We start from the raw sequence: 25,178 nt of genomic DNA on the forward strand, positions 1-25,178 counted from the left end.
AGCAAGCGGAGTGCCAGGAATGGGCGGGGCGAGATCTGGTTCAGGAGCGAGCTGCGCGATGGTCCGGCCGTCAGAATGGACCGGTGAACGCGCAAGCGGGGCGGAGCTCGCGGCCGTCGTTCGGCTTCACTAAGGATTGGGGAGATTCAGCGAACAGGCTGTGCGCCAGTCAGAACAAAATCAAGAATTCGTATATAATTGAAATTACTATATAAATTCAAGTTGCGCGGGAGCATCGGCGACCGACGTCTTCCCAACGGCGACCCGCGCAACGGCAGCGCTCTGAGCTGCCCAGCACCAGAGCTAAGCAGGATTAGAGACCAGACTTCGAGACTGGCGTAGGCCCCGAGGGCGGCTCGTTGTGGCCGACCGCATTGATTGGGATAATGATCGTTGCCGGCCGCCTTGGCTTCTTCGGCGACCACGCCCATCTCGCCGAATCCCCCAATGCTTCGCAGCCTTCTGGCGCAACTGCTGGTTTACCGTAGGCAAACTTTGTGCAATGAACGATGTCGCCGCTCGAACGAACGCCGATGCCTTGACCGAGAAACGCCTCGCTCAGACAAAGACCCGAGAAAGCCCGCCACGCACCGATGTCGGGACGATCATTCTCCATTGGGCGACCGCGCTCGCGTTCGTCGTAAGCCTCGTTACCGGCATACGCATCGCAGCGGACGCGCTGCACGCCCCCTTCTCGAAATGGCTCGCTCCGGTCCTGCCGCAGGGCGAGATCTTTTCCTGGCATTTCCTCGCGGGGCTCGCCGTCTTCTTCTGCGGGGCGGCCTACGTCGCCTACCTCGCGCGCAGCGGCCTGGTCGAGCGCAACAGCCCCAAGAAGACGCGGATCCTGGCGATGCGCGCCCCGGCGCGCCTCAAATGGGGCGCCGTCAACGTCATCCTGCACTGGTTCGTCTATGCGCTCGTGATCTTCCTCACGGCGACGGGCGTCATGATGTATCTCGGCTATGGCGGCTGGTGGGCTTATCTCCACTCGACCGCCGCCTTCGTCGGGCTCGCCTATATCTTCGCGCATGTCGCCGCGCATTATCTCCATGGCGGCTGGCAGCAGATTTTCCGGGTGTTTCGGCCGACGGCGCTCGCGATCACGAAGGCCGTGCGGCCGAGACCTGTTCTCGTCGCCGCTGCAATCGGGGTGGCCGTCACGTGCGGCGTCGCCGGGCTCGACTGGGCGACGCGCGATACGCTCGTCATCGCGCGGGTGAGCGCCGCGCCCAAGCTCGACGGCGCCATGGGCGATCCCGCCTGGTCGCGCGCGACCCCCGTCTTCATCCACACGCAACAAGGAGCGAATCTCTCCGGATCGGGCGAATCGCTCGTGGAGGTGCGCGCCCTGCACGACGGGCAGAAGATCTATTTTGCCTTCCGCTGGGAGGATCCCACGCGCTCCCTCCGCCGCGTTCCGATCATCAAGCAAGAGGATGGCTGGCACGCCCTCGACGAGCGTGCGGGCCTGCAAGACGCCTCCGACTTCTATGAGGATAAGCTGGCGGTCATTTTCTCGGACAATCCATCGCTAGGCGGCGCCGGCGCGACGGATCTCGGCGCCAACCCGCTGCCCGGCAAACCGATGCCGATCAACGGCCGGGGCTTCCACTTCACGACGGATGGCAGCTACATAGACATGTGGCAGTGGAAGGCCTCGCGCGGGGGCATGCTCGGGCGCGTCGACAGCCAATATATCGGCCCGCCCTACGCCCCGACCCTGGACGAGCAGAATTACAATGCCCGCTATCAGGGCGGCTATTGGAATAAGCCTGGCCGCTCTCTTTATTCGTATAATTTCAAGTTCATCCACCGGGACGACAAAGGGCCAGTCACGGTTCTGCGGCTTCCCAAGGACTTGAAGGCGCAAGTCGCAGCCCTCGGCAAATTCGATCTTGATCCCGACAGCAACGACGACGAGAACGGCCGCTGGTACATGTTCGACTGGGAGAGCGAACCCTACACGCCGGAGGCCGACGCGAGGATTCCCGTGGGCACGATCCTGCCCGGCGTGATTATTGCTGGCGACACCGAAGGAGAACGAGCCAATGTCGCCGGAGTTTCAAAATGGAGCAACGGACATTGGACGCTCGAGCTGACGCGCAACATGAAAAGCGATGGCAGATATGACAAAGCCTTCGTGCCGGGCCGGGATCTCTACATGTGGGTCGCCGTCTTCGACCATACACAGACGCGGCATGCGAGCCATAACCGTCCGGTGCGTGTGGTGTCGGAGAAATAGGCATCTGATGAGGGGCGACGGGCTCGACCGGAGGCTACTGCTAGAGGCCTCGCGATGAAGAGGCATTGTCGGCTCGTCATCAACGGCAAGCCCGTCGAAGCCCGCGCCGGCGAAAGCCTGATCGATGCGGCGCTCGGCGGCGCGATACTCGTTCCACACGACTGCAGGTCGGGACAATGTCAGAGCTGCCGGGTGACGGTCGTTTCGGGCTCGATCGATGACGGCGGCTCGGGCCATGGCCGCACTGTGCTCGCCTGCCAGGCGGCGGTCGCAGGCGATGCCGAGATCGAATTCGAAGAATTGCCGCTACCGGTGAAGCGGGCGGGCGCCGTCACCGAGATCAACCAGCTCTCGTCGGAGATCGCCGAAGTCGTGCTGACGACCTCAGCGCCGCTCGAGTTTCGGCCCGGACAATACGTGCGCGTCAAGTTTTCCGGCTATCCTGCGCGCGAGTTCAGCCCGACCTTCAGGCTCGATGGTTCCTTCAAGCAAGTCGAACTCGTCTTCCACATCCGCTGCCTGCCCGACGGCACCGTGTCGGGGCAGCTCGGCAAAGCCATCAGGCTGGGCCATGCGGCGCATGTGCAAGGCCCCTTCGGACAAGCCTATCTGCGACAGGGCGAGGGGCCGCTGGTGCTGGTCGCCGGCGGAGCAGGCTGGGCCCCGATCTGGGCGCTCGCCCGCTCGGCGCGCTCGACCCAGCGCAACCGCGAGATGGCGGTCGTCGCCGGCAGCCGGGATGTCGATAATCTCTATATGCTTCCCTCGTTGCAGTGGCTGATCGACGACGGTGTCCGCGACGTCATTGCGACGACGGAGGTCGGGTCTACCCTGCCGATCAGGCCCGGGCGCCCATCGCACTACCTGCCCCTGCTTGGGCTGGAGGATACGGTCTACGTCGCCGGCCCCGTTGGCCTCGTCGAGATCGTGAAGAACAAGGCGCACTCGGCCAATGCGCAATGCTACGCCGATCCTTTCCTGCCGAGCTCTCAAGCCCCATCGCTGATGGACAAAGTCACCCGTCTATGGCGAAGCCGGGAGCAACCTCACCGCCCCGGTCTGTGAGCCGATGCCGAGTTCAGCAGCGCCGACGGCCGCCGAGCCCCGGCGCTTCACGGCTTGACGGGCAGACTACCGAGGCTGGTGATGACGTCGGCTGCCTTCTGCGCATCGGCAAAGCGTAGAAAGGCCAGGGCGTCCGGATCCTGCAACGTCTTCAAATAGATCAGCGCCAGCACCACGCTCGAGGGATAATCCGAGTCCGTCGGGTAGTGGCCGTCCACGCGAAGCACCGTGAGCCCCTGTTCCAACGGCCGCGAGAAAGGACCGAAGCCGATCGCGCCTTGAACTTCGCGAACCGTCTCGATCGCTTCCTGTGTGGTCGTTGCTATCTTCGATTTCTCGGTGATCTCGAGATCATGCCAGCCGGGCATGCTGGCCCGTAGCACGGTGAGAGTGCTGTCCTGGTCCTCGCGCCGCACGACGCGGATGCGCATATCGGCGCCACCCAGCTCCTTCCAGTTCGCAAGGCGGCCCGAATAGATCGCAACGAGCTGAGCGCTTGTGACGGCACTCACTCCGCAGCCGGGATGGACGATGAAAGCTGAGGGGAGACGGGCGATCGCCTTGTAGACGATCCCGGAAGCCGCTTCGGCGTCGGTCAGGCGGCGTGCGACGCGCCCTAAGATCGCCTTACCGGACCCCACGGCCGCGATGCCTCCGCCAGAACCGATGCTCGGCGGGACCTCAACCTGTGCCGATCCTTCCTGCTGCATGAAGCTCGCGGCGATGGCCCGCAGGACATCGATGCCGTCTCCGGTCCCGACGATGTCGAGCTTGCGTGTTTCGGCGCCAGCGGCGTTCACCACCGCAAGGCAAAGGCCCAAAAGGGCTGCCATTATCCTCGAAAATGCCATTGCAGACCCCTTCGAACCACGAGGTGCACAATCTGGCAAAGAAACCTAAACCTTCTGTTGTCGCAACGTCGTGCCTTTTGGAATCATCGGCGTGGCGAACAGAAAGTGAAAGCACACAATCTGATGGGTTCGAAAAACCAGTTGGTAATTAACTAGGCACAAATAGACGAGAAATAGACGATTTAGTGGGTTTCACTCGCCTAAATTCGGCGCCTGGAAGACACGTCAGTGGGGGCCTCAGTGAGCGACATTTGATCGGTCCCCGCAAGTTCAGGGTGCTGGCAGTGGTGGCGACTGACACCGATATGGCGAAGGCATCGAAGGCGCCGCCCCGCTGGCGTCGTCGGGCCGTTGCGTCCGGGGTTCCAGGTTTCCCCTCGTCTATCGCCATGCGCCTTGTTGCCGTCGTGCTCGCGACCGGCGTGCTCGGACTCGGCCTCATCGGCGGCTTGACGGCGCTACGCCTGCAGCAGCAATTGAGCCAGCAGGCTGCGGCACTGGGTGAACTCTCAGAAGACCAGCTCGCTCATCGCCTCGACGGCGAGGCGCAGTTGGCGCGCGCGCGAATCGAGGTCCTCGGCGCGGAAACCGCATCGCGCCTGCGTCAGATCGCTCAGCGCGCCGATGTCGCCAAGGCGGTCGCCTCGAACAACGATGTGACGATCCGCGAGCTGCTCAGCATCGTTGCTTCGACCTCCGGCTTCGAAAGGCTGATCGCCTTCGACGAAACCGGCCGCGTGATCGGTGCCAACACGCCCCTCGACCTCCTCGCTCTGAACGGGGCGATCGAGGGGACCGACCTCTCTGTCAATCTCAGGTCGATCCTCAAGCACAATAGCCGCTCGCACCCGCGGGGTGAGGAAGGCACCTATGAGCTCAAATTGGGTGAATTGTCGGCGCTTGGCCTGCCGAAGCGCCGCACTATAGCGCACACCGCAATCGAGCCCGTGTTCGACGACTTCGGCGACCTCATCGGCGCGCTTGTCGCCATCCGACCGCTCGGGCGGACGGAGGGGACTCTCGAGAACTTCACTTCGCTGGCTAATGCCGGCGTGGTCATCATCACGGGAGACAACGAGATCGTGTCTTCCGCGGGGCCTGAAGGGGTGAAATTCAGCAGCGCCAGGACGCGTTTGGGCGGGCTGCAGCGCTCGGATGACGGCAACTACGTCGCGCGCTGTGTCGAATATGAGGCGACGCTCAAGGTGTGTACGTTCGCGAGCGCATCGCTCGTGACGACGACACGCGATCAGATGTTCCAGATCGGCGCCGCCCATACCCGTTCGCTGATGTGGCAGTTCCTGGCATCCGCGGCGCTGGCGCTCGGTGCCTTGGTCGTCGCGCTATTGGTCGCCGTAAGGCACTTCACGAAAGGACTTTCGGCGCTCGCCAAGACCGCCCAGGAAATCGCGGGAGGCAATCTCGACGTTCCGTTCCGCGCAACGGGCATCGGCGAGGTTCGCGGCCTCGGCCTCGCATTCGAGCGAATGCTGACGCATTTGCGGGCCAGCACGCGAAGAATTCGTCAGCTCGCTTTCTACGATACGGTGAGCCGCATTCCCAATCGGGAGAAGATGCGCCTCGATGCGCCGGCGCTCATCGACGCCGAAGAAGATGGAGCGCTGTTCTTCCTCGACCTCGATGGCTTCAAATCCATCAACGACACTTTCGGGCACAAGGCTGGCGACGAGCTGCTCAAGATGGTGGCCGAGCGCTTGAGCAATTTGCTGACGTCCAAGGTCGCTGCCGGCAAAAGTCTGCTCGCCCGGGTCGGGGGCGACGAGTTCGTCGCCATCATCGCCGGGGTGAAGACGGTCGAGGCCGCGAGCCTCTGTGCCCGCGAGATGATCGAGACGCTGCAGGTTTCGTTCAAGCTCCAGAGCAACCATGCGACCATCGGCGTCAGCATCGGCGTTGCGATCTGGCCCACCCACGGCACGACCTATGACGATCTTCTGATCCGCGCCGACCTTGCGATGTACGTCGCGAAGAGCTCGGGACGCAATACCCACGCGTTCTTCACCCCGGATCTCGCAGAGGTCGCGCGTGCCCGGCATGCGCTCGAAACCGATCTCGCCTTGGCGATCCGCAATGAAGAGCTCATCGTCCATTACCAGCCCAAGGTGTCCTGCTTGGATGGCCGCATCGTCGGGGTGGAGGCGCTGGCGCGCTGGCATCATCCGAAGGAGGGCAACATTCCTCCTCAGCGCTTCATCAAGATCGCGGAAGAGATCGGCCTCATCATGGAGATCGACCGCTTTGTGCTCAGGCGCGCGCTTGCCGAAATCGGGGGCTTGATCCGGGCCGGCTCAAACCTCGTGCTCGCCGTAAACGTCGCGGCGACGGAAATCGAGGACCCGCTGTTCATCAAGGATATCGTCACGACCGTTCGCAAGGCCGACTTCCCGCCGTCACACCTCGAGATCGAGGTCACAGAGTCGGTCGCGATGCGCAATCCTGATGTCGTGCGCGAGAGAATAAGCCTGCTCAGGCAATTGGGCATACGCTTCGCAATGGACGATTTCGGAGCCGGCTATTCGAATCTTTCGACGATGGCGAGGCTCCCCTTCGACGCCGTGAAGCTCGATCGCACGCTCGTCGCGGGTGTCGCGGAAGACCGCGAGAAGCAGACGATCCTTCGCCTGGCGCTCGGACTTGCGGACGAATTGGGGTTCGAAACGGTCGTAGAAGGCATCGAAACGGCCGAAGACCTTCGGTTCGCGGCCGAAAACGGCGCGACCATGGCGCAAGGTTATATTTTCTCTCCGCCGGTATCGCTCGAAGAGTTCACGGTCCTGCTCCAGCCGACCCTTTTGGCGTCGGCGGTCGAAGTGGCGCCCAGGCGACACGGAGCGGAGCGGCAGGCCGCTATCCGCTGAGGCGTTGGCAACGACACCGCCGCGGATGCCGATCGGGGACCGAATAGGCCTGCGGGAGCTCTGCAACGGCTCGCGGTTTTATACGGAATGGTGGGGGGATGGTGCCCAGGGGCGGAATCGAACCACCGACACTGCGATTTTCAGTCGCATGCTCTACCAACTGAGCTACCTGGGCGTGCTCCAAAGAGGGGCCAAAGCCCATCGAGCGGGCGGTTTATAGTGGGCCGAGAGCTGCCTGTCCACCCACGCTTCGCCTTTGGCTTCGCGGGGCGCGGCCCGGCTGTGCACAAGGTGGGGCGGGCTGGCCGCGGCTGGCGCGCGGCGCATTGGCCATTCTTTTAAATTATTGAAATCATTTGGCTATTCAACATCATCCACCTCGTCGTCGCGGCCGGGGATGACGTAGGAGCCTTTCAGCCAACGGTTCAGATCGACGTCGCGGCAGCGCGAGGAGCAGAACGGGCGGGTGGCCTGCGCCTGCGGCTTGCCGCAGATCGGGCAGGTTTTGAGCGGCCCGGCGGGCTTGTTGACCTGGTCGTCCATGAGGTGCGCAGCTTACACGGGGTGAGGCAGTTCAAACGCCTGTCGGCGAACGGGTTCCTGGCGCAGCGGCGCATGCGCCGCCGCTCGGACCCGGCCGGGCCATTCTACTGTGCATGGGGTTGTTTTCGATGTTTTTGTCGGCGCGGCCTGGCACTCAGACCGCGGTGGAGTTGAGCCAGCCGAAGCGGATCGGGAAGCCTTCGCCGCCCAGCAGCGTCGTGGTCTCGTAGAGCGGCAGGCCGACCACGTTGGAGTAGGAGCCGACCATCTTGACCACGAAGGAGCCGGCGATGCCCTGCACGGCGTAGCCGCCGGCTTTGCCGCGCCATTCGCCGGAGCCGATATAGGCCTGGATGTCGTCCTCCGAGAGGCGCTTGAAGCGGACGCGGGTCTCGACCAGGCGCTGACGGAAGGCCTCGCGCGGGGTGACGAGGCAAATCGCGGTGTAGACGCGATGGTTGCGGCCCGACAGCAGCCGCAGGCATTGCGCGGCCTCATCGACGAGATTGGCCTTGGGCAGGATGCGGCGGCCGACCGCCACCACGGTATCGGCGGAGAGGATGAAGGAGCCGCGCAGCTCGTCGTCGAGCTGCACCGATTTGAGCGCCGCATCGGCCTTGGCGCGCGCGAGCCGATTGGCGCAGGCGCGCGGCAGCTCGCCCCGCCGCGGCGTCTCGTCGACGTCGGCCGGCCGGAGTGCGTCCGGCTCGATGCCGGCCTGGTTGAGCAGCGACAGGCGTCGCGGCGAACCGGAGGCAAGTACGAATTTGGGGCGGCCGAGCATCAGGTGATTTGGGGGATGAGGCAGGGGTGAATTGCGCGCGGAACCTATCGGAAGGGGGCTGATTTCACAACCCGGGAACCCGGACTTTGCTGATTCGAGGTTTCCGACACGGTGTGCCTGCGCCCTGTGACGCGGGTGTTACGCCTGCCGGATGCTAGCCGCTCGCCGCGCCGACCTTGGCAAACCGGCGGCGGATGCGCAGCAGGAGCTGGTCGCAGACCTCGCGGTAGGCGGCGAGCTTCTGGTCGCGGCTGCCCTCGATGGTGGTGGGATCCTGGGTCGGCCAGTATTCGACATCGGCGGCGAGCGTGCGGGTCAGCTCCAGCGCCTTGTGGTGCGCCTCCGGCGACAGCGTGATGATCAGGTCGAAATTCAGCCCCTCCCAGTCCTCCAGCTCCTCGAAGGTCTGCGGCTTGTGGCCAGAGATGTCCTGACCGAGCTCGCCCATCACGGCGACCGCGAAGGGATCGAGCTCGCCCTTCCTCGCCCCGGCGGACTTCACGTAGAGGCCTTGCGGAAACATGTGCTGCAGCAGGCTCTCGGCCATCGGAGAGCGCACGCTGTTCATCGCACAGGCGAACAGCACCGATTGCGGATCGCGTGCGCGTGGGGGCGCAGCCATCCGCGTTTAGCCTTTCCAATGAAGGACGGTAATGAGCGTGAACAGCCGGCGCGAGGTCTCGAAATCGATCCGCACCTTGCCCTTCAGCCGCTCCTGCAGCGTGCGCGATCCCTCGTCATGGATGCCGCGGCGGCCCATGTCGATAGCCTCGATCTTGTCCGGCGTCGCGGTGCGGATCGCCTGGTAGTAGCTGTCGCAGATCATGAAATAGTCCTTCACGATCCGCCGGAACGGCGTCAGCGACAAGAGATGCGCGACCACGGGCGTGCCATCCTCGCTGCGGATGTCGAACATCAGGCGGTTGCCGGTGATGCCGATATGCAGCGTGAACGGCCCCTTCCCGTCGGCGCCATCGGGCGCGAACAGGTTCTGCTCGATCAGATCGTAGATCGCGATCGCACGCTCGTGCTCGATGTCCGGCCCGGAACGGCCGATCGAGTCCTCGTCGAGGGTGACCGCGACGATGCGATTGCTGGAGTCGTCCTGTTCGGGCGGCTTTGTCATGACAGATTGAGGCGCAATCCAATCGAGCGCGAATGAGCATCCAGCCCCTCCGCCTTGCCGAGCGTCATCGCGGCCGGTCCCAGCGCGCGGAGCTGATCCGGGCCGCATTTCAGGATCGAGGTGCGCTTCATGAAGTCGGCAACCCCGAGGCCCGAGGAGAATCGCGCCGAGCGCGCCGTCGGCAGCACGTGGTTGGAGCCGCCGACATAATCGCCGATCGCCTCGGGCGTATGGGCCCCGAGAAACACCGCGCCTGCGTTGCGGATCCTTGCGGCGAGCGCGTCGGGATCAACGGTCATGATCTCGAGATGCTCGGCCGCGATCGCATCCGCGAGCGGAATGGCCTCAGTGAGGTTCTTCACCATGATGATGGCGCCGAAATCGGCCCACGAGCTGCCCGCGATCGCCGCGCGCGGCAGCGTCTTCAGCTGCGCCTCGACGGCCTTTTCGACATCGGCCGCAAGCCGCGCCGAATCGGTGATCAGGATCGATTGCGCGCTGGCATCGTGCTCGGCCTGCGCCAGGAGGTCGGCGGCGATCCAGTCGGCATTGCCGGTGTCGTCGGCAATCACCAGCACCTCGGAGGGACCGGCGATCATGTCGATGCCGACCTTGCCGAACACCAGCCGTTTTGCGGCGGCGACATAGGCATTGCCGGGGCCGACGATTTTTGCGACCGGCGCGATCGTCGCGGTGCCGTGCGCGAGCGCGGCCACGGCCTGCGCGCCGCCGACGCGGTAGATCTCGGTGACGCCGCCGAGTTGGGCTGCCGCCAGCACCAGCGGATTGAGCTTGCCGTCGGGCGAAGGCACCACCATCACGAGACGCGAGACGCCGGCGACCTTTGCAGGCACCGCATTCATCAGCACCGACGACGGATAGGCCGCGGTGCCGCCGGGGACGTAGAGGCCGGCGGATTCGATCGCGGTGTAGCGCCAGCCGAGCTCGACGCCGAGCGGATCGGTGAAGCGCTCGTCCTTCGGCAGCTGGCGGCGATGGTAGGTCTCGATGCGGTCGCGCGCGAGCTTGAGCGCGTCCAGCGTCGGGGCATCGCAAATCTTCACCGCAGCATCGATCTCGGCAGCGGTGACGCGCAGACCGGATGCATCCAGCTTCAGCCGATCGAACTTGGCGGTGGCCTCGAGCAGCGCCGCGTCGCCGCGCCTCGCCACATCGTCGACGATGGAGCGCGCGGCGGCCTCCACGTCGGCCGAAACCTCGCGCTTGGCGGCGAGGAAGGCCGCGAATCGCTGGTCAAAATCGGCGCTGCTGCGGTCGAGACGGACGGGCATTTTGGCTTGGCTTCCGGCTGGTCTTTGGGGCGGATTGGCGTCACAAGGCCCCCTGCTCAATGGCGCGGCGGCCCCCCGCCGTCAACCCTTGGAAGGTGTCGTCGTCATCGGTCGTCATCCTGCTTCGATGTCGTCCTGGCGAAAGCCAGGACCCATTACCACCGGCGGTCGTGAGAGAGTGGGTTGGGGCCACATCCTGCTTCAATTACAACAAGTTGGGGTAATGGGTCCTGGCTTTCGCCAGGACGACGGCCGGGGTGGCGTACGACATTCCATCCCTCACCCCTCCCCTTCGACCTCCACGCCCGTCCCCAGGTCGTCCGCACCCAGATCCGTCAGCTCGCATTCCAGGCATTCGACGTCGAGGCGGATGGCGCCGCCCTGGGCGAACAGCAGGAGGGCGCTGCCGCCGGGCTCCTCGGCGCGGCCGTCCTGGGGGTGAAACTCGATGCCGACGAGGTCCAGAACCTTGTCCAGCGCGCCCAAATCGATATTGCGCGATTTGCAGGCGAGCACGCGGTCGAAGCGGAGCGCGGCGACCAGCCGGCGCGGCTCGGTCTCGCCGTCCAGGGTCTGCTCCCAGTCCAGCCGGCTCATGCCGACCACCAGGCGCTTCTCGCCCTGCCGCCAGATGATGTCCGAGGCCTGCACGCGGGCGTCCTGGACATGGGCCGAGATCACAGCGAGATCGTCGGCATCGAGCGCAATCATTTTGAGCTGGGGAGACATCGCCGGCGCTTCTCCTTCAGGGCGGACGGGGCTCAACGCGCGCAGGCGCCGAAATTTCCTCACAACTAACGGGCCGGCCGGCTAGATGCTATTGATATCCTCCATTTCCAGCACCTTCCGCGGATACCCTTCCCGGGCAACATGGATCATGGCGCGGCCCATCTGCTCCGTCGAGGTGACGAGCCTGGGCGAAATCCGGCGCAGCACCAACCAGAGCGGCCAGGTTGCGGTATACACGGCCTGCACCCAGGCGGTCTTGGAACGGACGCCGTGCAGCGGCTGAATTGCGCCGGGCCGGAACATGTAGGCGCCCTTGAACGGCAGCTTGAGGAGATCGTTCTCGGTCTTGCCCTTGACCCGGGCCCACATCCGCGTCCCCTGCTCGGTGGAATCGGTGCCGGCGCCGGTGACGTAAGTAAAGATCATCTGCGGATTGAGCCGTGCCAGCGTCGTCGCCGCCGCGAGCGTGAGGTCGTAGGTGAGGTGGCGATAGCGCTCCTCGCTCATGCCGATCGAGGAGACGCCGAGGCAGAAAAAGCAGGCGTCGAAGCCTGTGAGCTCGGCTTCGATCGCTGAATAATTCAGGAAGTCATCGTGGATGATCTCGGCGAACTTGGCGTCGCGCACGCCGGTCGGGCTGCGGCCGACCACGAGCACGCGACTGATGCCGGGATCGATCAGGCACTCGCGCAAGACGCCCTGCCCGACCATGCCGGTCGCACCGAAGATGATCACGCGCATCGGGCGTCCCCAAGGATGTCGCGGCTCATGCGGCGACCGCGATATCGTCGAAGGATACACCGGTCAGCGTTGCCGAGACATCCCACAGCATCGCAGCCGCGGCAAAGTCCTTCGCCTGCGGCATGATCCTCGCGGGCGCGGGCGCCCCCTTCAGTTCGTAGAATCCGTTCGGACCGTAATAGCCGCCCGGTTCAGCACCGGGCGAGGCCGCCGCGAACAGCGTCGGCAACGCGCCTTCGGCCGCGGACTGGCTCATCAGCGGCTGCAGCAACCGGCCGACCCGCCACTGGAATGTGTTGGCGCCCGGCCCGTTCGAAATGAGATCGGTCCGCGCATAGCCGGGATGGGCGGCAAGGCTCGTCACACCCCAGCCGGCGGCGAGGCTGCGGCGCTGCAACTCCAGCGCAAACATCAGCATCGCAAGCTTGGACTGGCAATAGGCCCGCCAGGGACGATAGGAATGCTTGCCTTGCAGATCGTCAAAATTGATCGCGCCGGAGCGGTGCGCAAGGCTGGAGAGATTGACGACACGCGGCGCCTTAGCGCGGCGAAGCTGCGGCAGCAGATGCGCCGTCAGCGCGTAATGGCCGAGATAGTTGGTGCCGAGCTGCATCTCGAAACCATCCGCCGTCTGCTGCCGCTTCGGCAGCGCCATCACGCCGGCATTGTTGACGAGGAGATCGAGCTGCTCGTTGCCAGCGGCAAAGCGCCTGGCGAAATCGGCGACGGAGGCAAGGCTGGCGAGGTCGAGATGCTCATAGGCGATCAAGGCGTTGGGAAACCGCTCGCAAATGCCCTCGATCGCCCGCAGGCCCTTTGCGTCGCTGCGCCCGGTGAGTATGACAATGGCACCGGCGCCCGCCAGCGCCATCGCGGTCTCATAACCGAGCCCGCCGGTGGCGCCGGTCACGACCGCGGTCTTGCCGCTGAGGGAGGGAATGTCTGCCGTGGTCCAGTCGGTCATGCGGTGTCTCCGTTCGGCCTTACAAAAAGCCCGCGACGGGTCTAAATGTGCACTGAGTGCAAATTTGCAAGAGGTGAAATGATTTGAAGGCTTCGAAAGCGGTCAGGAAAGGCGCCAAGCCATTGTCAGCGGCCGCAAAATCGCCGCCCTCCGCCGGCCTGCGCCAGCGGAAGCAGCAGGAGACTCGTGAGCGGCTGACCCGCGCAGCGATGGCGCTGTTCCTGGAGCGCGGCTTCGAGGCCACCACCATCGACGACATCGCGGCGGCTGCCGACGTCTCGCGCCGCAGCTTCTTCCACTACTTCGCGTCGAAGGAGGACGTCGTTTCCGCCTGGCAGGAAGACGCCGCGGCCGCGCTGGTCATCGAGATCCTGGCACGGCCTGCGGAGGAATCGATGCTGACAGCGGCGGAGAACGCGATCGCAGCGGCGGTCAAGCGGATCGATCCCGCGGAAGCCGCCGCAATGTCGCGGCTCAAGCGCGACAATCCTGCGCTACAGGCGCGCGACCAGCTCAAATACGAGAAGCTCGAGCGCGCGCTGGCGGAAGGGCTTGCACGGCGTGCGAGAAACAAATCGGACCAGCTGAAGGCGCGGCTCGTCGCGATGATCTCGACCGGCGCGATGCGCGTCGGCGGCGAGAGCTGGATCGGCGAGGGTGTACGCGAAAAGCCGGAGGCGTTCGTGAAGCGAACGTTCGACGCGATCAGGGCGATATTGAAGTGAGTGTTCTCTTCCTTTCCCCCTTGTGAGAGGGGGCGATCCGCGAATTCAATCGCGAGTATCGTAGGGTGGGCAAAGCGAAGCGTGCCCACCGCCTCCGTTGCAGGGCTGGATCGATGGTGGGCACGGCGCAAGTGCGCCTTTGCCCACCCTACGATTCCGGGCTCGCGGAGAGAGCCCCTCACCTGTCTCGCCGCTTCACTCCTTGAAAAACGCCAGCAGGTCGGCGTTGATCGTTTCGGCGTGGGTGGTCGGCATGCCGTGCGGAAAACCCTTGTAGGTTTTCAGGATGCCCTTCTTGAGCAGCTTGGCCGAGAGCGGCGCGGAGTCGGCATAGGGCACGATCTGGTCGTCGTCGCCGTGCATCACCAGCACGGGGACGTTGATCTTCTTCAGATCCTCGGTGAAGTCGGTCTGCGAGAACGCGACGATGCCGTCGTAATGCGCTTTGGCGCCGCCCATCATGCCCTGGCGCCACCAGTTCTCGATCACCGCTTCCAGTGGTATTGCGCCGGGGCGGTTGTAGCCGTAGAACGGGCCCGCCGCGATATCACGGTAAAATGCGGAGCGGCCGGCGGCGAGCTGGGCCTGGAAATCGTCGAACACGCTCTTCGGCAGGCCGCCGGGATTGGCCGCGGTCTGCACCATCAGCGGCGGCACCGCCGAGAGGATCGCAGCCTTCGCGACGCGGCTCTCGCCGTGACGGGCGATGTAGTGCACGACCTCACCGCCGCCGGTGGAGTGGCCGACATGGATGGCGTTCTTGAGATCGAGATGCGCGGTCAGCGCGGCGAGGTCGTCGGCGTAGTGATCCATGTCGTGACCGTCGGCGACCTGCGCCGAGCGGCCGTGGCCACGGCGGTCATGGGCGATGACGCGATAGCCGCGCGTGACGAAGTACATCATCTGCGCGTCCCAGTCGTCGGCCGACAGCGGCCAGCCATGGCTGAAAACGATCGGCTGCCCCGAGCCCCAGTCCTTGTAGAAGATTTCGACACCGTCCTTGGTGGTGATGGTGGGCATGAATGGCTCCTTCAGTGAGAATCAATCCGGGACTCGCAAAAGCGCGAGCCGGCGAACCGGAGATGGTTGTGCGATATCACGAGGTCGATGCCGCGCACCGACCTGAAACGTGCGTTCAAGCAAACGTCATCGGCTTGTAGCGGCGCCAGGCGCCGATCGTGAGCACGACGAAAAACACCAGCACGATGCCCTGCACCACGGCGAACACCGGACCGGAGGGCGGCGCCGGCGGCACGGCAGGCGCGAGCGCGGCGAGCGCCGGCACTTTCAGGAACGACTGGATCACCAGCACGAAGACGTTGAAATAGAGCGAGATCATCGCGGTCACGATGTAGACCGGACGCCAGACGCCGGAGAGCTTCATGCCGTAGAGCGCGAGGCAGGCGATCGCGAGCAGCACCAGCGAGATGATGCCGATGATGTGCGAGGGCAGCAGCTCCTTGAACGGAAACAGGAAGCCGGTGGCGCTGGTGAGAATGGTGAACAGCAGGAAGATCGCGGTGAGGCCGGGCATCGACTTCGAGCCGAGCAGGCCGAACATCACGACGAAGCCGGCGACGATCGCGATCAGGCTGATGACGACATGGATCAGTGTAATGGCAGACAGGCTCAATCCAAACATCTCACTCTCTCCATGGGGAAACAGCTAGATGGTATTACGGTCCTCATTGGATGGCTACACACGCAATGTCACAGGCTTGCGCACAGCCATGCGTCATCGTGCGAATCGACAAACGCATGGCTGAATTTTTTGCAGCGCTGTCGCGAACGACGGCAGCTTGTAGTCCGGATGGAGCGCAGCGAAATCCGGGGCTCTCCATAAGTCCGATAGGTCCCGGATTACGCTTCGCTCCATCCGGGCTACGGACATTCAGGCTTTCGACGAAAGTTGAATCGATCCCTCACACGTCCTTGGTGTCGAAGATCAGCAAATCGGCGCCGCCGCTGGCGAATTTCGGCACGTCGGCGCCGGTCGCCTTGCCTTCGGGACTGGCGAATGCCGCCTGGATGTCGGCCACGCTGTCGAAGGTGAGGATGGCGACGAGATGGATTCCGGAGGGACCTGCGGGAGATGCGACCGGCCCCTTGCTGACGGCGTATTTCTTCAGGCCGGGAAGCTTCGTGGCGAGCGGGATGTGCGTCTCGGCATAGTACTTGTCGAAGGCGGCAGCGTCCTTGGGTGTTTTGTACAGCACGACGATTTCAGCCATTGAGTCCTCCCTTGGGAATCCTTGTTTTTCCACGCGCGATTGGCCTCGCGACGAGACGATAGTCTGTGGGACGCAGCAAGATGGCAAGCCGGATTCGGCTTGCCATTCCCTTGCCTTCTCCTTGACTAAAGCGCCGGTTTTGCGGCGTCGCCGAGATAGCCGTGCAGGGAGGCCACGACCTGGGCGCCTTCGCCGATAGCACCGCCGACGCGCTTGACCGAGCCGGAGCGGACATCGCCGACGGCGTAGACGCCGGGCACCGAAGTTTCGAGCGGCGCCACCAGCTTGCCCTGGTTCAGCTCGGACTGCGCGCCCGTCACGACGAAGCCGCCGCGATCGAGCGTCACGCCGCAGCCGTCGAGCCAGGACGTGGCGGGATCGGCACCGACGAACAGGAAGAGATTGCGGATGTCGGCTTCATCCTCATCGGCCGACAGGCGGCTCTTCCAGCGGATGCGCCGCAGCAGCGAGGTCTCGTCGCCTTCGAGCGCGGTGATCTCGGTGTTGAACATCAATTCGATGTTCGGCGTCGCTTCGATGCGCTCGATGAGATAGCGCGACATGCTGGCGCCCAGGCCGCCGCCGCGGATGATCATCAGCACCTTCTTTGCGTGGCCCGACAGGAACACCGCGGCCTGGCCCGCCGAATTGCCGGCGCCGACCAGCGCCACCTCCTCGCCGGCGCAGAGTTTCGCCTCGACCGGGGAGGCCCAGTACCAGACGCCGCGGCCCTCGAACTTGTCGAGATTCGCGATATCGGGCCGGCGATAGCGCGCGCCGCTCGCAACCACCACCGCGCGCGAGCGCAAGGTGTCGCCGCAATCCAACGCCAGCGCGAAGGTGCCGTTGGTGCGCGAGCAATCCAACGAGCTCACCGACATCGGAATCATGATGTCGGCGCCGAACTTCTGCGCCTGGGTGAAGGCGCGGCCCGCCAGCGCCTGGCCGGAGATGCCGGTCGGGAAACCCAGATAATTCTCGATGCGCGCGCTGGCGCCGGCCTGGCCGCCGAAGGCGCGGGTGTCGACCACGGCGACCGAGAGGCCTTCGGAGGCCGCATAGACCGCGGTTGCCAGCCCTGCCGGTCCGCAGCCGACGATCGCGACGTCGTAGATGCGGTTGTCCTTGGCCCCGCCGATCATGCCGATGGCGCGGCCGAGCTCGGTCTCGCTGGGATTGCGCAGCACCGTGCCGCCGGCCGTGACGACGAGCGGCCAATCCTCCGGCTTCGGCGAATAGCGCGCGATCAGCTCGGCGGCGTCGTGCTCGCTGTCGGGATCGAGCAGATGATGCGGCTGGCCGTTGCGGGTGAGAAAGCCCTGCAGGCGCACCACGCCGGCGGAGTTCGACGGCCCGATCAGCACGGGGCCGCCGATGCCGCCCTGGATCAGATTGACCCGGCGCAGGATCAGCGCGCGCATGATGCGCTCGCCAAGCTCGGCCTCGGCCACCAGCAGCGCGCGCAGCCGGTCCGGCGGGACGAGCAGCACCTCGACATCGCCCTCGGCGCGGCCGTCGACAAGCGCCGGCCGGCCCGAGAGCTGGCCGAGCTCGGCCAGAAACTGCCCCGGCCCCTGATCGATCACCGGGGTGACGTGACCGAGACCGTCGCGCTGGGCGATGGCGACGTGGCCCGCCAGCACCACGAACATGCCGGGCCCGGGCTTGCCGGTCTCGAACAGGAACTCGCCGTCCTCAAAGTGCCTGAGCTCGCCGAAATGGCGCAGGCGCTCGATCTCGACTTGTGTCAGCGTCGGAAAGGTCTGCTCGGGACGCGTGAACTGCGCCATCTGCGCCTCCCGGTCGGTTCGTTGCACTTCGTCCTGCGCCATCGTCATTCCCCGCTCATTCCAAAAATTCAGCTGCCGGCCTTCAATCGCCGGACTTGCCGGCGGTCCCCTCATTTAGGGAACCATCGTCGTTCTGCGAGGGCTCGGTGATTGCGGCGCGTTCGCGCGCCTGCAGCTTCCGCCGCTTCAGGTTTTCGCGCAGCGCCGATTTCAGCCGGTCGTCCCGGGATCCCCGGCCCTGTTGCGAATTCTGGCTCGTGCTCTTGTCGTTCCGGTCAGTCATCAAAAGTCCATCGCAGCGATCGGCCATAACATGCCCAACGAACATGGCAGCTCAAGAGGCGAGCGCGATCCGATCGTGCGAAACTCGAAATGGATCGAATCCGCCCCCGGGCCAACTGGCCAGTTGGGCGGGATATCGCCCCCTAATCGGCGGAAAGTCAGCCGTTTCAAGCGAAAACGGGCATTTTGGCCCCGATATCGGCCCGATTTTCTCGTTTTGATGGGGCTAGCAAGCTTGCACAGGAGGGGGGCTTGTGGCAGATATCGGCCCGCTTGGTAGGCCCCTGTAGCGGCCGATTCTGATCCCAGCACATGCTGCCGTAGCTCAGTGGTAGAGCACTCCATTGGTAATGGAGAGGTCGACAGTTCAATCCTGTCTGGCAGCACCATTCTCTTCGTTCAATCAGACATGAATCAGCGTTCTCGCGGCATCTGACGCCCGAGTTTTGCTCTTCTCTTTCGCCCTCCTCTGTGAAGAGGGCGCAGGGAAGGCCGGGTGCCGGCTGGCACCCACGGTCCACTGTGCGAAGGCATACGCAGAAAACTTGCACAGCGGCATACAGGTGAAGCCCAACACACGGCCTTCCCTGCGCGATGGTTTGACGGCTTATGCCTGCTCTCCCCGGAGCCGAGTTCCTTCTGGCCTCCGTCACCTCGCGAATTGGCGATGTCTCCAGGCCCGGTTGAGCCTCAAAACATCTCCGCAAGGCTTGACCGTAGCAACGACGGTCAGGACCACATGGTTTTGCCGTACGCAACTGCGCCGTCCGTCCGCACGGAGCAAGACCTCACGAGGTTCATCTCGCCCTGGCCCGCTTCCCGTGCCTGACGCAGCCGCGTCCACCGCACCCCGATCCACGTTCGTTACGACGTACGATCGCCCCTCTCCGGGGACCGGGATGGCGCGATATTGCCGTAAATCCGAATTTCGGTAAAACGAAATATTTTTGCTGCGGGGTATTGACGGGTTTCGCGCGGGAGGCGGGTGTTTTGCCCGACGGGCAAATTGACCTGCATGGAGAACACAGGCCCGACGACACCTCCCAAAGACCTGATTGCCGAGGCTCCGCCCCGCTGGACCGCGCAGGTAAGGTTAATTCTTCCTTTCGATTGTCGGTAAAATTTTATCTATTATCGTCTTCTCATTCATGACGAACCAGGGGCTCCGATAGTGTTTGCGTTTTGCCTGATCGTGACTGGGACTGTGCTGCTTCTGACCGGCTTGGTTGCTTTCGGCTTTCACAGAAACTCGCTGCACTCGATGGCGCTGCTGTAGCCGAGCCAGGCTTCCCCTGAACGTCCGGATCTCTGGCCAAGTCCTGAGCATACGCGGCTGGATTACGAGCGATCACGCCCGCTTCAGCGGACTTGCAGGTCGTAGCTCGTAGGATGGGTAGAGCGAAGCGAAACCCATCAGCGTCGCTCGGTGACGAAACATGATGGGTTTCGCAAGTGCTCTACCCATCCTACGGGCTGAACCGTCGCGGGCATTGCCGCGCACGCGTCACATGGAGCGCCACGATAGCTCGAACGTTCCGTTCGCGCCTGGTTCAAAAGGCTCGACTGTGACAACGGCGCTTGGATTGAGAGGCCCATAGATGTGCGGGTAAAGCTTACCGTTCCCTGCATCCTCGTACCGAATGGGCGACGTCACGCGATCGGGATCGATGACCAGCAAAACGAGACCGCGTTGCCCACGAAACAGATAATTGGCGACTTCAACGACTTGATCGGACGTTGAACAATGGATGAAGCCCTCGGTGTCGAACGACGGAGAGCGGTATTCGCTACCCTTCGCTACGTCCCATAGTGTGGGTGAGCAGATGTGAAAGATCATGAGCGTTGCATTCCCGCAATTCGACGCACCCCCGCACCACAACCTAGAATAAATTTAGCGCACCAGCGAAGCAAGAAGTTGCAGCGCATCGACACGCCCGAACCGTGCCCCCCCTTACCGACATTCGAGCTGCGTCGCTCAAGGCCTGCCCCATTGCGGACCATACGTTGGCGAGCTTTTCGAGAAGATACAGTCGCACTGTCCGTTTGCCCTCCATAGTGATAATCTCATGTCTCGCGGTCTGTCCGGGAGGACACAATGGGATGGTTTGACGGGCTGTTTGGAAGGACGTCGGCGCCTACGACCCCACTCTTTGCGAGATTCAGGCGGAAGTCACGGGCCCCGACTGATCCTGACCTTCTGAGGATTGCCAAGGACCGAAAAGGGCATGTCTCGAAGAGAGCCGTGAGAGATGAATATAATCGGCTGCTCCTGGAGAAGTACGCGCACGACAAGTCGTGACTCCCAGCTCGCAGGACGGGCCGAGCAAAGCGAATCCCATCAGCGTCTCGCTCGAAACATGATGGGTTTCGCAAGTGCTCTACCCATCCTACGCACGGTCAATTGCCGTCGCCCACCTGATGTGCGGCGAAGCGATCGTCGGAGCGGCGCAGCCGTCGGCACAGCTCGCGATTGATGTTCTGCAGGACGATCACATAGGCGTGGATATCGGCCTTGTAGCAGGCGTAGAGCTTTCGGGCCGTCAGCTCGTACAGCACGGTCGGGCTCTCCGTGACCACCGTGGCCGAGCGATTTTGCATTTCGATCAGCGTCATCTCACCGAAGAAATCACCCGGCGCCAGACGGGAAATCGGGACGACGCTCCCTGAATTCGTGCGTTTGCTCACCGCCAGCCGTCCGGACTTGACGATGAACATCGAGCGTCCCGGCTCGCCCTCGGCCACGACGGTTGCTCCGGCATCGAAGCGGCACTCGACCAGCATCGAGATCAGGAGGTCGAGGCTCGGATCCGGAAGACCGCCGAAGAACGGCGTCGCCAGCAGGAACGCTTTCAGATCGGGGGCCGTGACAGTCATCGCGCGAGGATACGCCCCGTCGCTACTTGCGGCAAGCAGAGCAGATTGGCGCTGACAGCGCCCGGCATTGCTTGAAAGTCGCGGAGCCCGGATGGAGCGTGAGCGTAATCCTGGATCATCGGCCGCGAACGCAATCGTCCCGGATTGCGCTTCGCTCCATCCGGGCTACGAACTATCCGGGCCGGCGCCCCGTGATCGCGTGTGCGCGCGCAAATCAAAGGAATATCTCGCCGGCGGACCGGCTCCAGATTCCCATCATCTGCTCGTAGGCGGCACCGTCGTCGAAGTGAATTGTCTGCTCTGGCATGTCGAGATCCTCCCGGCCCGATGACGACCCTTCGCGCGCCATTCTGCGCACAAAGGAGGAAAGCGGGAAAGTCTCGGATGTGACCCGGTCGGCGCGGTCACTGCCGCGCAATGCTCTCTCCGCGCAGCGCCCTTCGCTTTCGCCACACCTGGAGGTCAATCATGACTTTCACGGTCGCCGCGAGGACGAGCGCGCACAGCGCCGCCTTCGAGATCGTCTCCATCGTGCCCTCGATCAGCAGGCAATGAACGACGCTGCCTGCGACGATGACGATCGCGAGCGGCATATGGACGAAGCGCCAGGTTCGCGGCCGCAATCCCAGGCGCCGACGCAGCAGCGCCAGCAGCGCAACGATGAAGATCGCCCACATGGCGGTCACGCCAAAGGGGGAGAACGGCGTCGGCGATGTGTAGGACAGGGCATCGATCATATCGGGTGGGCTGGTGATCCAGAGGCCGGCGACATGGATCACGATCGCAAGGGCCAGCGCGCCGCCGATCCAGTGATGGACGCGCCGTCCGCGATAGGCCGACAATCCCGGCAGGTAGCCGCCGATCAGTAGCGGCTGAACCAGCACGAGGCCGAGGGCAACGATGCCGGCAAATCCGGCGAGGATGTAAATTGGACCGCGCCATGCGAGCTGCTCGCTTGCCGCAGCAAGCGCGATCGGCACGCCGACGGCCAAGGCAAGAGCGGCCCAGATCAGGATCACCCGGGCCAATTTCCACCGCGTCATTCGCTGGCCCGGTCAGGCCGGCTGCAGGACGAAGTGCGCCTCGAGGCTGGTCTCCTTCGCGCTCCGCATCACCGGGCGCAGGAAGACGGTCTTGAACTCACCGCTGTCGTAGGCGAGGTGACCATGCGGCTGGCCGAAGATCGGAATGATCTGCGGCATCTCGAGCCGGAACTTGCCGTCCTTGTCGGTGAGCGTGGCGCCGTGACTCTGCGGCTCGTGCTCCTGACCTTCGACCGTATGCGCCCAGATCTGGATGCGCTGTCCGGCCAGCGGCGCGCCGTCGCCGGCGCGCCGCACGGTGCCGCTCATCCAGAAGCCGCCCTTGCCGATCCGGTCCACGATCGCCGCGCCCTTGCGGTAGTTGTTCGCCCCGCCCGACATCGACTCGGTCGGCACGAGGCCGTCCGCGCGGGCGGGCAGCAGGAGCCCGGGCACGCCTGCGGCCAGAATTCCGGTTGCAAGAACGGAGCCGCCGGCGGCGAGGAGGTTGCGGCGATTGAGTACGACAACGGTCATGTCAGTTCCTCCTGGCGGCCGTGCAATGGCTCCGCCAAGGGTACAACAACAGGTGCAAAACGCCCAGTTGGGACAAAGGACGCAACAGGTCGCAATAACAGTGTTGTGAACGGGCGTGCGGGCCGCTCAGACAGCTTCGTAGGACGGGTAGAGCGAAGCGAAACAGCTTTGCTCGATGAAACATGATGGGTTTCGCAAATGCTCTACCCATCCTACGCGCTATTCAGCTGCGCTTGCCCTGTCGTTCAAGGCGGAGCCTTTGTGCTCTCATGCGTTTGATCTCTTCATTGAGAGCGTCGGTTTTCTCATCGAGGCGTGAATTCTCTGATTTCGGCTCGTCGCGCTGACGTATCTTTTCGAGCGCTTTCTCAACCGAGAGCTTGGTCGGATCGGCCATGATACCTCTCCAGAAGGACATCGAAGCAACCAATGTTGGAAAGCCTGGTTTCGAATGTTGACGTAAGTCAAGCCCACGCTGAAAGCCCGCTGGGTCAAAAACGTTGTCTGGGCGGTTCGCCGGTCACCCGCGACAATTTCGAATGGCACAATTGCGCCCGTGTTGAACCGACACCGCAACGCTAACATTCGGGCCGGACGGTATTACATATGGAGGCCCGGCGCGTTGCGCCCTTCACCGGTATCCTCGCATGATCCCCTTCTCCGTGCTCGACCTCGCTCCCATCCGTCAGGGCGGCGATGCGTCGCAGGCGTTTCGCAACTCGCTTGATCTCGCCCAACACGCGGAGAAATGGGGCTTCAAGCGCTTCTGGCTGGCCGAGCATCACAACATGACGGGCATCGCGAGTGCGGCGACGTCGGTGGTGATCGGGCACGTCGCGGGCGGGACGAAGACCATCCGCGTCGGATCCGGCGGGATCATGCTGCCGAACCATTCGCCGTTGGTCATCGCCGAGCAGTTCGGCACGCTGGAGTCGCTCTATCCCGGACGGATCGATCTCGGGCTCGGGCGGGCGCCGGGCACGGACCAGTTCACCGCGCGAGCGCTGCGACGCGACCTCGCCACCACGTCCGAGAACTTTCCGCATGACGTGCTGGAATTGCAGGCGCTGCTCGGCGATGTGCAGCCGAACCAGGCGATCCGCGCCGTGCCCGGCATGGGGACCAAGGTGCCGCTGTGGATCCTGGGCTCGAGCACCTTTGGCGCGCAGCTTGCGGCCATGCTCGGCCTGCCCTTCGCGTTCGCCTCGCATTTCGCGCCGCAGATGATGATGCCGGCGCTGCGCGAATATCGCGCGCGCTTCGAGCCCTCAGTGCAGCTCGACAAGCCCTATGCGATGGTCGGCGTCAACGTGTTCGCCGCGAACACCGATGCGGAAGCGCAGCGGATGTTCTCCTCGCTGCAGCAGCAGTTCATCAACTTGCGCCGCGGCACGCCCGGTCCGCTGCCGCCACCGGTGGACGACATGGACGCGCTGTGGTCGCCGGCCGAGAAGGCCGGCGTCGGCCAGTCGCTGTCCTGCTCCGCGGTCGGCTCGCCCAGCGTCGTCGAAGAGAAGCTGAAGGCACTGATCCTTGAGACCGGCGCGGACGAATTGATGACGACGGGGCAGATCTACGACCACGCCGCGCGGCTGCGCTCGTTCGAGATCGCAGCCGAGGTGCGCGACCGCCTGGCGGCGTCGCCCAATCGCTGAACCAGGCTGGAACATGCGTGAGATTGCAGGCCCCGCAATGCTGTCCTAAACTCGGGACATAGAAGGGTAGTGTCGCGCCGATCCCTCAAGGCCCGATCGGAGGATCGACGATGGATGTGATCCGCAGCCGCGCATTCGAGTTCATCGAGACCGTCGAAAGGCTGTCCGACACCGCGAGTGTCCTGGACGCAATGGGACGCATGCTCGGCCAGTACGGCCCCGACCAGTTCTGCTGCGCCTATGTCGCCCCGCTCTCGACCGAAGTCCCGCGCGAGGCCGTTCTCGCCCATCGGCTGCCGCCCGGCTTTCTGGACATGTATTCCACCGAGCAGTTCGTCTGGGACGATCCGGCGCTGCGCTACTGCAAGACGACGCTGCGCCCGTTCCGATGGTTCAGGGAAGCGCCGTTCGATCCGACCCGGGAGCCGCGCGCGGTCGAACTGGTCCGCCGCGCCCGCGACTTCGGGCTGCGCGACGGCGTGATGGTCCCTATCGCTTCACCCGCCAACCGCATCGGTCAGGTGTTCTTCGGCGGCCGCGAAATCGATCTGCCGGAGCGTGATTTGCCGGCTCTGCATCTCATGGCACTTTATGCCTTCGACCGCGCGCTGGCACTGCGCGGCCGGCCCGAGGCACGAACACTCGCGCTGTCAATGCGTGAGTGCGAGGTGCTGACGCTGGCCGCGATCGGGCGATCCACCGAGGAGATTGCCGACGCCTTGACGATCTCGGCGCGCACCGTGAAGGCGCACGTCAAGAGCTGCTGCAAGAAGCTCGGCGCGACCACCCGCACGCAGGCCGTGATGATCGCCATGCGCGACCGGATCATCTCGCCCTGATCGC

Annotated in this window: 26 protein-coding genes and 2 tRNA genes; 7 read left to right on the forward strand and 21 right to left on the reverse strand. The window is 64.0% G+C overall.

Translation table 11 applies throughout. The features are described from left to right. The first annotated feature begins 502 nt into the window (after positions 1-502). Both IQ16_RS30000 and IQ16_RS30005 read left to right on the forward strand, forming a co-directional pair. Positions 503-2,245 (forward strand): ethylbenzene dehydrogenase-related protein, encoded by a 1,743-nt coding sequence (locus tag IQ16_RS30000; protein WP_018646423.1) that lies wholly within the window; start codon positions 503-505, stop codon positions 2,243-2,245. Positions 2,246-2,299: 54 nt separating this feature from the next. Continuing rightward, positions 2,300-3,310 carry a 2Fe-2S iron-sulfur cluster-binding protein gene (locus IQ16_RS30005; RefSeq protein ID WP_018646422.1) on the forward strand — a complete coding sequence of 337 codons (1,011 nt, stop codon included), beginning with the start codon at positions 2,300-2,302 and terminating at the stop codon, positions 3,308-3,310. Between the two features lie 47 nt (positions 3,311-3,357). On the opposite strand, the gene IQ16_RS30010 is transcribed toward IQ16_RS30005, so the two are convergent. Next, complete coding sequence (locus IQ16_RS30010) at positions 3,358-4,161, reverse strand: substrate-binding domain-containing protein (protein ID WP_018646421.1); 804 nt, start codon at positions 4,159-4,161, stop codon at positions 3,358-3,360. Between the two features lie 389 nt (positions 4,162-4,550). Between IQ16_RS30010 and IQ16_RS30015 the strand changes: the two genes are divergently transcribed. After that, positions 4,551-7,040 carry a bifunctional diguanylate cyclase/phosphodiesterase gene (locus IQ16_RS30015; RefSeq protein ID WP_244635901.1) on the forward strand — a complete coding sequence of 830 codons (2,490 nt, stop codon included), beginning with the start codon at positions 4,551-4,553 and terminating at the stop codon, positions 7,038-7,040. A 99-nt stretch (positions 7,041-7,139) separates the two neighbouring features. Here the strand turns inward: IQ16_RS30015 and IQ16_RS30020 are convergent. The 9 genes from IQ16_RS30020 to IQ16_RS30060 all read right to left on the reverse strand — a co-directional run bounded on the left by IQ16_RS30020 (position 7,140) and on the right by IQ16_RS30060 (position 13,219). Continuing rightward, positions 7,140-7,215, reverse strand: a tRNA-Phe gene (locus IQ16_RS30020). A 185-nt stretch (positions 7,216-7,400) separates the two neighbouring features. Then, positions 7,401-7,583, reverse strand: coding sequence for a DNA gyrase inhibitor YacG (gene yacG / locus IQ16_RS30025; protein ID WP_018646419.1), 183 nt, complete (start codon positions 7,581-7,583; stop codon positions 7,401-7,403). A 154-nt stretch (positions 7,584-7,737) separates the two neighbouring features. Continuing rightward, positions 7,738-8,367, reverse strand: coding sequence for a Maf-like protein (locus IQ16_RS30030; protein ID WP_018646418.1), 630 nt, complete (start codon positions 8,365-8,367; stop codon positions 7,738-7,740). A gap of 154 nt (positions 8,368-8,521) precedes the next feature. Next, the gene (locus IQ16_RS30035) at positions 8,522-8,989 is read right to left on the reverse strand and encodes an arsenate-mycothiol transferase ArsC (RefSeq protein WP_018646417.1); all 468 of its coding nucleotides are present in this window, start codon (positions 8,987-8,989) and stop codon (positions 8,522-8,524) included. Between the two features lie 6 nt (positions 8,990-8,995). After that, positions 8,996-9,493: a UPF0262 family protein gene (locus IQ16_RS30040; RefSeq protein WP_018646416.1), complete on the reverse strand. Its 498-nt coding sequence runs from the start codon at positions 9,491-9,493 to the stop codon at positions 8,996-8,998. Next, positions 9,490-10,785: a histidinol dehydrogenase gene (gene hisD / locus IQ16_RS30045; RefSeq protein ID WP_018646415.1), complete on the reverse strand. Its 1,296-nt coding sequence runs from the start codon at positions 10,783-10,785 to the stop codon at positions 9,490-9,492. Before hisD ends, IQ16_RS30040 begins: the two co-directional genes overlap by 4 nt. Before the next feature lie 279 nt (positions 10,786-11,064). Continuing rightward, entirely contained in the window at positions 11,065-11,514 is a 450-nt protein-coding gene (locus tag IQ16_RS30050) for a DUF2948 family protein (RefSeq protein ID WP_026312525.1), read from the reverse strand. Positions 11,515-11,595: 81 nt separating this feature from the next. After that, positions 11,596-12,255 (reverse strand): Rossmann-fold NAD(P)-binding domain-containing protein, encoded by a 660-nt coding sequence (locus IQ16_RS30055; protein ID WP_018646413.1) that lies wholly within the window; start codon positions 12,253-12,255, stop codon positions 11,596-11,598. Positions 12,256-12,280: 25 nt separating this feature from the next. Then, the gene (locus tag IQ16_RS30060; protein WP_018646412.1) at positions 12,281-13,219 is read right to left on the reverse strand and encodes an SDR family oxidoreductase; all 939 of its coding nucleotides are present in this window, start codon (positions 13,217-13,219) and stop codon (positions 12,281-12,283) included. 83 nt (positions 13,220-13,302) lie between these two features. On the opposite strand from IQ16_RS30060, the gene IQ16_RS30065 reads away from it, so the two are divergent. Beyond that, positions 13,303-13,944, forward strand: coding sequence for a TetR/AcrR family transcriptional regulator (locus tag IQ16_RS30065; protein ID WP_018646411.1), 642 nt, complete (start codon positions 13,303-13,305; stop codon positions 13,942-13,944). Positions 13,945-14,139: 195 nt separating this feature from the next. On the opposite strand, the gene IQ16_RS30070 is transcribed toward IQ16_RS30065, so the two are convergent. The 5 genes from IQ16_RS30070 to IQ16_RS30090 all read right to left on the reverse strand — a co-directional run bounded on the left by IQ16_RS30070 (position 14,140) and on the right by IQ16_RS30090 (position 18,248). After that, complete coding sequence (locus IQ16_RS30070) at positions 14,140-14,964, reverse strand: alpha/beta fold hydrolase (protein ID WP_018646410.1); 825 nt, start codon at positions 14,962-14,964, stop codon at positions 14,140-14,142. 115 nt (positions 14,965-15,079) lie between these two features. Then, entirely contained in the window at positions 15,080-15,586 is a 507-nt protein-coding gene (locus tag IQ16_RS30075; RefSeq protein WP_018646409.1) for a hypothetical protein, read from the reverse strand. 280 nt (positions 15,587-15,866) lie between these two features. Then, positions 15,867-16,175 (reverse strand): EthD family reductase, encoded by a 309-nt coding sequence (locus tag IQ16_RS30080; protein ID WP_026312524.1) that lies wholly within the window; start codon positions 16,173-16,175, stop codon positions 15,867-15,869. A 125-nt stretch (positions 16,176-16,300) separates the two neighbouring features. Then, positions 16,301-18,007: an FAD-dependent oxidoreductase gene (locus IQ16_RS30085; RefSeq protein ID WP_026312523.1), complete on the reverse strand. Its 1,707-nt coding sequence runs from the start codon at positions 18,005-18,007 to the stop codon at positions 16,301-16,303. 40 nt (positions 18,008-18,047) lie between these two features. Continuing rightward, a complete protein-coding gene (locus IQ16_RS30090; RefSeq protein ID WP_026312522.1) occupies positions 18,048-18,248 on the reverse strand; it encodes a hypothetical protein in 201 nt (66 codons plus the stop codon). 313 nt (positions 18,249-18,561) lie between these two features. Here IQ16_RS30090 and IQ16_RS30095 point away from each other — a divergent pair. Continuing rightward, positions 18,562-18,636 (forward strand) — tRNA-Thr (locus IQ16_RS30095). 1,115 nt (positions 18,637-19,751) lie between these two features. On the opposite strand, the gene IQ16_RS30105 is transcribed toward IQ16_RS30095, so the two are convergent. The 6 genes from IQ16_RS30105 to IQ16_RS45865 all read right to left on the reverse strand — a co-directional run bounded on the left by IQ16_RS30105 (position 19,752) and on the right by IQ16_RS45865 (position 23,077). After that, positions 19,752-20,084 (reverse strand): DUF952 domain-containing protein, encoded by a 333-nt coding sequence (locus IQ16_RS30105; protein ID WP_018646398.1) that lies wholly within the window; start codon positions 20,082-20,084, stop codon positions 19,752-19,754. Positions 20,085-20,644: 560 nt separating this feature from the next. Then, positions 20,645-21,121 carry a Crp/Fnr family transcriptional regulator gene (locus IQ16_RS30110; RefSeq protein WP_018646397.1) on the reverse strand — a complete coding sequence of 159 codons (477 nt, stop codon included), beginning with the start codon at positions 21,119-21,121 and terminating at the stop codon, positions 20,645-20,647. Between the two features lie 214 nt (positions 21,122-21,335). Continuing rightward, entirely contained in the window at positions 21,336-21,539 is a 204-nt protein-coding gene (locus IQ16_RS30115) for a hypothetical protein (RefSeq protein ID WP_035667532.1), read from the reverse strand. Further along, positions 21,526-22,164 carry a ferric reductase-like transmembrane domain-containing protein gene (locus IQ16_RS30120; protein WP_018646395.1) on the reverse strand — a complete coding sequence of 213 codons (639 nt, stop codon included), beginning with the start codon at positions 22,162-22,164 and terminating at the stop codon, positions 21,526-21,528. Before IQ16_RS30120 ends, IQ16_RS30115 begins: the two co-directional genes overlap by 14 nt. A gap of 12 nt (positions 22,165-22,176) precedes the next feature. Continuing rightward, positions 22,177-22,680 carry a peptidase associated/transthyretin-like domain-containing protein gene (locus tag IQ16_RS30125; protein WP_018646394.1) on the reverse strand — a complete coding sequence of 168 codons (504 nt, stop codon included), beginning with the start codon at positions 22,678-22,680 and terminating at the stop codon, positions 22,177-22,179. Positions 22,681-22,903: 223 nt separating this feature from the next. Then, positions 22,904-23,077, reverse strand: a complete 174-nt coding sequence (locus IQ16_RS45865) for a hypothetical protein (protein ID WP_018646393.1) — start codon at positions 23,075-23,077, stop codon at positions 22,904-22,906. Between the two features lie 250 nt (positions 23,078-23,327). On the opposite strand from IQ16_RS45865, the gene IQ16_RS30130 reads away from it, so the two are divergent. Together IQ16_RS30130 and IQ16_RS30135 are read left to right on the forward strand one after the other, a co-directional pair. Further along, positions 23,328-24,335, forward strand: a complete 1,008-nt coding sequence (locus IQ16_RS30130; protein ID WP_018646392.1) for an LLM class flavin-dependent oxidoreductase — start codon at positions 23,328-23,330, stop codon at positions 24,333-24,335. 110 nt (positions 24,336-24,445) lie between these two features. After that, complete coding sequence (locus IQ16_RS30135; RefSeq protein WP_018646391.1) at positions 24,446-25,174, forward strand: helix-turn-helix transcriptional regulator; 729 nt, start codon at positions 24,446-24,448, stop codon at positions 25,172-25,174. Positions 25,175-25,178: the final 4 nt, after the last annotated feature.

It is taken from the genome of Bradyrhizobium huanghuaihaiense (assembly GCF_007830635.1).
In the GTDB taxonomy this organism is placed as follows: Bacteria; Pseudomonadota; Alphaproteobacteria; order Rhizobiales; family Xanthobacteraceae; genus Bradyrhizobium; species Bradyrhizobium huanghuaihaiense.